The following is a 7,612-nucleotide window of genomic DNA, read 5'->3' as shown; positions in this document are numbered from 1 at the left end:
CCGCTCCCACAGGGTGCTCCGGTAGCTCAAGGAATGCGCCATACCTGTGAGAGCGGGCGCGCCCGCGAAGAATCCAACGCGGTGCATGGCAGCGGCTTCAGGCCACCGCCTTGTCCACGCTGCGCCCGGCCTCCAGTTCACGCACCAGCGGCAGCACATGTTCGCCGAAGTACGCTACTTCCTCCTGGAAGTGCAGGAACCCGGACAAGATCAGATCCACACCCACCGCCTTCAGCGCAACGATGCGCTCGGCAATCTGCCGCGGTGTACCGATCAGGTTGGTCTTGAAGCCATCGTTGTACTGCACCAGGTCTTCGAAACTGGACCTGGCCCAGTTGCCCTCGCCCTCCGGGCTGGCAGAACCGGCATGCTTCACTTCCTGGCCAAACGCCCGCACCGCCTCGGGGTTGGCCTTGTCGATGATCTCCTGCAGCACCGCACGCGCCTGCTCTTCGGTGTCGCGGGCGATGATGAAGGCATTGACTCCAACCTTTACCGAATGGCCGTTGGCCGCCGCCTTGGCGCGGATATCGTCGACCTGCGCCTTGATCCCTTCCACGCTGTTGCCGTTGGTGAAGTACCAGTCCGACACGCGCGCCGCCATGTCCCGTGCGGCACGCGAGCTGCCGCCCTGGAAAATCTCAGGGTGCGGCTGCTGCAGCGGCTTGGGTTTGAGGTTGTAGTCGCGAAAGCGATAGAAGTCGCCGTTGAAGGTGAAGTTGTCCTGGGTCCAGATGCCCTTCAGCGCGCGGATGAATTCCTCGGAACGGCGATAGCGTTCGTCGTGGTCCAGCCAGGGTTCGCCGATGGCGTGGAATTCGCCCTTGAACCAGCCCGAGACCACGTTGATGGCGATGCGGCCGTTGGTGAACTGGTCGATGCTCGCCAGCTGCTTGGCCGCCAGCGCCGGGTTCCACGGGCCTGGCAGGATGGCGGCGATGACCTTGAGCTTTTCCGTGGCAGCGAGCAGCGCGTGGCTGATGGTGACCGACTCGTGCTGGTTGTCGGCGCCGTAGCCGGCGGTGAAACGGATTTGCGACAGGGCGTAGTCGAAACCAGCCTGTTCGGCGATTTGCGCGAGCTTGCGGTTGTAGTCGATGTCCCAACTGGTGCGCTGTTCGATGGTGCTGACCACCAGGCCACCACTGACGTTGGGGACCCAGTAGGCGAACTTGATCGGGGCTTGGCTCATGGTGAGGCTCCTTGGTGATCCTTGAGGGTTCAAGGAGGCAGGAGCAGCAAACATGCCAGGCCTTAAAGTGCTTTTATTTCAATTGGTTAGCTGAAATTGGCGGCGATGTTGGCTGCATGCGGTCGAACAAGCTGCTGGATCGCTGTTGCCTGAACAACATCGCCGCCCCGGGGGCAGGTCAGCGGTTCTTGCGCATGCCCATATGGGCGTCATCCATCAGCGCCTTGGCCATGTCGCAGAGAAAGTGCGAAGCCCAGACCAGCACCGGTTCGTTGTCCATAACCCCGATAAACGATGCTCGCCGAGAGCAATCCATCAATACCGACGCTTGTTCGATCGCATGGTCGCAGCAGTTTCCCGCCTCTACGCGGAACAGTTTCCTGCCGTCCAGCACACCGTCCAGGAACGTGGCCGCGCCTACGGTCAGGCCCAGTGTGCCGGTGTCGTCATCCAATTCCTTGTCCATCTGAAACCCTCTTTTGAATCTGCCGGCCAGTGCGACTTCCCGGTTGCAGTACCTGGCAGGAAAACCACACCGCCCAGGCTGGCAAAATTTGAAAATCAGCTCATCAGTGCAATGTATGCACCGGCTGCCCGCCCCGAAGCTGCACCTGCGCAATCGCCGACTCCAGCAGCGTGCGCACAGCCTCCATTTCATGCATGACCGCCAGGGTCATGATCGTGGCGGGAGATTTTGGGAGCGAGGCTATCGCGTGATGGCCTACGGACAAGGCGCAGAGCACGTATTCCGTGGCCTGGATCAGGGTGTCTTCCAGGTGATGGGGTGAGTCGGAAATGGGGGGATCCGGGACTATTTTGAGCATGGTCACATCTCGATTTCGTGAGAGAAAACCACACCCCATCCCTTGCAGAGAATGGGTGGCGGCTGCGTACGGGCCTGCAAGACCGGGGAAGATCGAGAAAAACCCGGCTGACCCGAAGGTCACCCGTACACAGCCACCATTAAGCACAACCATTGGCACAGACCAACGGCTCGATGATGAGCACGCTTTCGATACGTCCCCAGGCTTGCAGACCCGGTCGTTGAATTTGCAACGACAGGGCGAGACTAGGGGGCTCAGGTTTCCATCGCAATGGTGAAACGGCTTGAAAAGGATGATTCAGAAATGGACTACACGGAAGGGGAAAAAACTGATTCGGTCTTGTAGGACCAGCTCACACCGACGCACCAGAACCATACGCTCAACGTTTTTTAGGCTTACAATTTCCAGACTTGGCAGCAATTGACTATCAGGCTTCAACGCCGATAATTGCCCCCAAGTTTTCAGTAATCGCAGCAAAATCCGAGCAGCAAATGGAGGTATTCATGCCAGTCAAAGCAGCAGCACCGGCGCTCATCGTCGCCGCGCTCGCATTGGTGGGTGATTACACAACTCTCTCACTTCAATCACGTGCCGTTGAGGTTCGTGAAGCCAGCGCTACCCCCCCCTCTTCCCCTGACCTGCGCAGCGTAATCGCTGAGCTGACTCATGGCTGGCTGGTCCTGGAGTCGATCTATTCGAGGCGTGTCGTTGCACTCATGAAATCGGACACCTTCGACCAGACCAAATACCTCAAGAATGTTGAGTTGCTCAAAGCGGTAAGGCAGTTGGAGGGCGGACTGCAAGCGGCAAACGTGCCAACCGCTCTTTACGATGAGCACCAGAACCTGCGCCGAGCAGTGGCTAAGGTACGCAGCAAAATGGTTGTCATCGATGGGATCTACCAGCAGTTCTTCCTCACGCCGGATGAGTTCCAGAGCGCACTGAGTGCCCCTGGCCTTCGCGATCTTGCCGATCACACTACCCGCAAGCTCAACCGACTGGCGTAAGGTGACCAATGCCAGTCGAGGTTTCATTTCATCCCGAAACGTTTGAAGAGTTCTTCCTTCCTGTCGATGCGAAACATCCCGGCTTGTCGGAAGTGTTGAAAAGCGAATTCCTACGCTACATCGAATCCAGGCGCCAACTCATCCCCTCGATATTCGGGCGGGACGTACCTTACACGCAGCCGCCACTTGCGTTTCAGGCTTGTCTGATGCACATCCATATCTGCATCCCACCTGCCCTATTCCCCAAAAACGTTCCTCAGCATGACAGAGTCTGCAAGATGGGAAGGCCGGGTGATGACGCAGCACTCATCTACGTCCAGGGCGAGTTGTATGAAGATCGCTATCTGATACTGGCCTTTTTATGGCCGGATGCGCACACCAAAGCCCGGGATATTTCGACCATGCAGTATCTGGCTCGACTGGCGAAAGAATGGCGCGATAACAATTGATCGCGATTATCCGAAACGACGGCGTGACTCTCGGATGGCTGGCGTAGATTGAGGTGTAAGGGCGACCACGCCATCGCAACGGAAACACACACCCACCCATCGTCCGCACCGTAGCGCAGAAACGTGTAAATAACACTTTCATGACTAGCCCCGACTGCCCAGTTCGCAGGTAAACCCTCCCAACTACACGAAAACCGGCGCTGCTCAGCGCCACGGCGGCGGGCGGGCTCTCATGGAACAGCACATAACTCATTGCATTAGCAGGGACCCTGTGGGAGCGGCTTTAGCCGCGAACACCGGCGCAGCCGGTGCCATGCACCGCGTTGGATTCTTCGCGGCTAAAGCCGCTCCCACAGAGTACGCGCAGCACAGGCCAACGGGCTGGACGATCTTCCAATGGGATCACGGCAAGCCGCATTGCAACCACCACGGACGGTACCCATGCATTCACTGACTGACGAACAAGTGCTGGCAATCATCCACGAGAACCCGATAAACCGGGTATTACTGGCCGCCCTGCCCGCGCTGGATATCCAGCTGGTCAACAACGACGCCCGCTATCTGCTGCCCAATGGTTTCGCCTGCGATGAAGACTTCTTCCGGCTGCTAAAGGATGCTTTCGACCTGTTGTGGCAGGAGGGCGCGCACCACCCGAAGATGATGAGCATGGGCCTGCATGGGCGGATCAGTGGCCATCCTGGTCGTGCGATGGCGCTGGCGCGCTTTCTCGATTACGTGCAGGGCCACGACGGGGTGTGGGTCTGCCGGCGCGAAGAGATTGCCAGGCACTGGATAGCCCAGTTCCCCACCTGAGCGGTCAGTCGTTCGCAACAAACACGGGACCAGCTAACGGCCTGCCCTGCCGGACGCGCCAAGCACAGCCTTGCGCTGGCATTTCATCAGGACCTTGCGGCCTGTTTCGACAAAGGGCGTGACGATCAGGCTATAGACCGTCAGGTAACGCTGGTGGTCCTGCTCGCCGGTGCCGAAGCGGATGCTTTCGGGCGTTGATGTGGTGACATAGAGCGTGCCGAACATCCAGTCCCAGAGGGACAGGTTGGTGCCGAAGTTCCGGTTGAAATGGCGTGGGGCATCACTGTGATGGATCTGGTGCTGGGCCGGGCTGTTCAACACATGTTCCAGCTGCGGGCCGAACGACAGCCAGACATGGCTATGCCGCAGGTTGGCCGCCAGGCTGTTGAAGATGAACACCAGGTAGGTCACGCCGAACAGGGTGTAGCGGCTGACTTCACCGCCGCAAAGGTACCAGAAGCATCCGGCGTAGAAGCCGATGCAAATGCCGGTGCTCAGTTTCTCGACGATCTTTTCCACGAAATGCACCCGGCTCGCCGTCGCCGGCACCAGCACGGGCGCCGAATGATGGACCTTGTGAAAGGCCCAGAGCCAGCGGGAGTGAAAGGCCCGGTGCGCCCAGTAATGGATGAAGTCCTTTAGCAGGAACACCCCCAACCCGTAGAGCAGGGACAGTGCAAGGTTCTCGCCCAGGCGCGGGCGCGCGCCCCAGAGGTTGCTGAAAAAGGCCAGGTAATCGCCGGAGCGCAGGATGTAGGGGTCGACCAGATGGACGACGGGCAGCACCAGCGCAACCTTGAGGATGGCCCGCACGAAGTAGTAGCGGTAGTCCAGCAGCGCCGAGGGATGCAGATGTACCCGGGCGCCACCGATGAATTGCCAGAACGACTGGGCGTCGCTCAGGCCGCGCCGCTTCCTGAAACGGAACAGGCCGTAGGCTGCGCCATAGGAGATGCAAAGGAACAAGGCCCCGAAACGACCGTTCATATTGAAAATGCCGAGAAACTGGTCGGTAACGGGCGTAATTACCCACTCGGTCAGGTGCTCAAAGACAAGCGACTGGGCATCCACGAAACGTCAGCCTCGGCAAAAGGGACGCAATTGTAAATCAGATTGATTTACTCGAGTGATTTTATGCAGGCCTGGTGCTGCCTCACCAGCTCCCGCCTGCAGGCACTGCCGCAGTTGAAAGTGGACGACGGAGTACGCTGGCGAGGCTCGGCGTTCATTGATCAGCGAACGACCCGCTTCGCCCAGTCGACCGATCATGCCGGGCCGGTTACGCTGGCGCTTCCCCTTGCACGGAAGCGCCAGCGATCGCATTCACCCTGCTGCCCTCCCCTGCGAACACCGAAAGCACCGGCGCCATCCACGGCACGGTCAAGACAATCCCCGATACAGCAATCCCGGCTAGGCGCCTGCATGGCTGAACAACGGATGCTAGCGCTCACCGCACCTCCCGGAGATTCCGTTCGTTGACTGACTCACAGCACAAAGCGACCTACGCGAAACGGTTCGAAGCCGTGCTTGCCTACATCGACAGCCACCTCGAAGGTGACCTGTCGATAAATGCCCTGAGCCGCGTCGCGCACTTCTCGGCATTTCATTTCCATCGGCAGTTCACCGCATATATGGGCGTTCCGGTTTCACGGTATGTGCAACTGATGAGGCTTCGACGCGCGGCGCACCAACTGGTTGCCTCGCCTGCCATTTCCGTACTGGAAGCAGCTTTCGGCGCCGGCTTCGAAAGCCCCGAAGCCTTTTCCAGGGCCTTCAAGCGTGCTTTTGGCGTGGCACCGAGCGTATTCGCCAAGGCCCCGAACTGGCAGGCCTGGAGTGCGGTTTTCGTTGTTCCTCATCTTTCAAGGAGTATCACCATGCAGATCCGCATCGTGGATTTCGCCGAAACCCATGTGGCCGCGCTCGAACACCAAGGGGCGCCCGGCCTGGTCAGTGAAAGCGTTGCGCGCTTTCGCCAATGGCGCATTCAGAGCGGCCAGTCACCGGTGGCCAGCAGCCGAACCTTCGGCATCCCCTACGACAACCCCGACACCACCCCGGCGCACGCCTTTCGCTTCGCCGTGTGTGGCGAGATATGCGAAGCCGTGCAGCCCAACGATTTCGGCGTGCACGAACGCATCATCCCGGCGGGCCGCTGCGCCGTTATCCGGCATACCGGCTCGCCTGACTACATTGGCGAAACCATCTATCCGCTTTATCGGGACTGGCTGCCTTCGAGCGACGAGGAACTGCGGGATCATCCGTTGTTCTTTCACTACTTGAGCGTGTATCCGGAAACGCCGCTGGAGCAATGGCAAACGGATATCTACGTGCCGCTCAAGTAAGTTGGCTGGTGGCTAATCTGGGGAGAAGGCTGCAGGGCCGCGCATAGATCGAGTCCAGACGGATGCCCGGCTCTCTTGGTAAACTAGCTGCCTGCCCTGACTATCACCGAGCTACTTGCCGTCGACTTTTGCCAGGGCGCGCAACCGGATTGCTACAAACACATTCGAAACTGCTGAATTTGGTACAAGACACGTTGAACGATATGACCACAAACCCAGGCTCTAACCCAGCAACCACGCGCCCTGAGCCTTCCCGTCGCTTCAGCGTTGCACCGATGATGGATCGGGTCGATTAATTGAGGCGGCCCAGTTTCTACGAGGCCTGTAGGCATGCTGTGCTTTTGCTGTAGCAAAAATTAAGCAAGATAGATGGGATAGCCACTCATGTGGCTATTTTTTCGCCAGGGGAAAGGCAGCACTCCGGTATGGCACTGCCGGTGTTTCTCACTGTTCGGCGCCAAGCTCGGCCAGTCGCGCCTGAGCCATGTTCTCGATCATCACGTACAGCCGCTCGACAGCCTGGCTATCGACTGCCCTCAGAATCTCCAGGGCCTCGACCAGGCTTTCGGCGCGAGCCTGGGCGATCAGGCAGTTGACCGCCGTTTCGCTCACCTCGATTTCCGCGACCCGCTTGCGCAGCAGGCCATGGATTTCTGGAGGCATGATGATCCCGGGCAGGAATTCTCCGGGCTTCTGGTTACCGTAACTGCCGCTCACTGGTATCTCTCCCTTTGATGGAGAGCCCATTATAGATCGACTCGCACGCCAGCCCAGCTATTCGGCTTCGCTCAAGCGCTGCTGCGCAGCTGCCCGCCATTCGGTCAGCTTCTTCAAGCAATCCCCCGAGCACCACGACGGCAGAGGTTCGTGCCTGGCGCTGCTGGGTAGCGATGGTGTCACAGGTGGCTCGGTGTCCGGCGCGCAGCCGGGCGATTTCCCCGCGCAGCCCGCCAGCAGCAGAGTCGGCAGCAGATATCTCCCG

General features: G+C 59.2%; 8 protein-coding genes and 2 pseudogenes. 4 read left to right on the top strand and 6 right to left on the bottom strand.

The genetic code is table 11. The annotated features are described in order from the left end of the window. Window positions 1-97: 97 nt before the first annotated feature. From sfnG to B2790_RS22230, 3 genes are all read right to left on the bottom strand, one after another. Window positions 98-1,192, bottom strand: a complete 1,095-nt coding sequence (gene sfnG, locus B2790_RS22240; RefSeq protein ID WP_085617269.1) for a dimethylsulfone monooxygenase SfnG — start codon at window positions 1,190-1,192, stop codon at window positions 98-100. A gap of 178 nt (window positions 1,193-1,370) precedes the next feature. Then, window positions 1,371-1,658 carry a DUF3077 domain-containing protein gene (locus B2790_RS22235; protein WP_025338348.1) on the bottom strand — a complete coding sequence of 96 codons (288 nt, stop codon included), beginning with the start codon at window positions 1,656-1,658 and terminating at the stop codon, window positions 1,371-1,373. Window positions 1,659-1,761: 103 nt separating this feature from the next. Beyond that, complete coding sequence (locus tag B2790_RS22230; protein ID WP_085706081.1) at window positions 1,762-2,016, bottom strand: hypothetical protein; 255 nt, start codon at window positions 2,014-2,016, stop codon at window positions 1,762-1,764. A gap of 503 nt (window positions 2,017-2,519) precedes the next feature. Between B2790_RS22230 and B2790_RS22225 the strand changes: the two genes are divergently transcribed. The 3 genes and pseudogenes from B2790_RS22225 to B2790_RS22215 form a co-directional block, all read left to right on the top strand. Further along, window positions 2,520-3,023 (top strand): hypothetical protein, encoded by a 504-nt coding sequence (locus B2790_RS22225; RefSeq protein WP_286919780.1) that lies wholly within the window; start codon window positions 2,520-2,522, stop codon window positions 3,021-3,023. Between the two features lie 8 nt (window positions 3,024-3,031). Then, window positions 3,032-3,472, top strand: a complete 441-nt coding sequence (locus B2790_RS22220; protein ID WP_023660674.1) for a type II toxin-antitoxin system YafO family toxin — start codon at window positions 3,032-3,034, stop codon at window positions 3,470-3,472. 537 nt (window positions 3,473-4,009) lie between these two features. Then, window positions 4,010-4,285 (top strand): annotated as a pseudogene (locus B2790_RS22215) (chitin deacetylase); the annotation flags it as partial. A 33-nt stretch (window positions 4,286-4,318) separates the two neighbouring features. Here B2790_RS22215 and B2790_RS22210 read toward each other — a convergent pair. Further along, window positions 4,319-5,356, bottom strand: a complete 1,038-nt coding sequence (locus B2790_RS22210; protein ID WP_286919779.1) for a sterol desaturase family protein — start codon at window positions 5,354-5,356, stop codon at window positions 4,319-4,321. A gap of 404 nt (window positions 5,357-5,760) precedes the next feature. On the opposite strand from B2790_RS22210, the gene B2790_RS22205 reads away from it, so the two are divergent. Then, the gene (locus B2790_RS22205) at window positions 5,761-6,630 is read left to right on the top strand and encodes an AraC family transcriptional regulator (RefSeq protein WP_286919778.1); all 870 of its coding nucleotides are present in this window, start codon (window positions 5,761-5,763) and stop codon (window positions 6,628-6,630) included. 444 nt (window positions 6,631-7,074) lie between these two features. Here B2790_RS22205 and B2790_RS22200 read toward each other — a convergent pair whose 3' ends face one another. Continuing rightward, window positions 7,075-7,347 (bottom strand): hypothetical protein, encoded by a 273-nt coding sequence (locus tag B2790_RS22200; RefSeq protein WP_286919777.1) that lies wholly within the window; start codon window positions 7,345-7,347, stop codon window positions 7,075-7,077. Next, window positions 7,328-7,600: pseudogene (locus tag B2790_RS22195) on the bottom strand (DUF2514 family protein); the annotation flags it as partial. The pseudogene B2790_RS22195 and the gene B2790_RS22200, both read right to left, overlap by 20 nt. Window positions 7,601-7,612: the final 12 nt, after the last annotated feature.

This window comes from Pseudomonas sp. UBA6753, assembly GCF_002453565.1.
GTDB lineage: Bacteria > Pseudomonadota > Gammaproteobacteria > Pseudomonadales > Pseudomonadaceae > Aquipseudomonas > Aquipseudomonas putida_Z.
The sequence above is the reverse complement of the archived record's forward strand: the minus strand, read 5'-3'. Positions and strand labels throughout refer to the sequence as shown.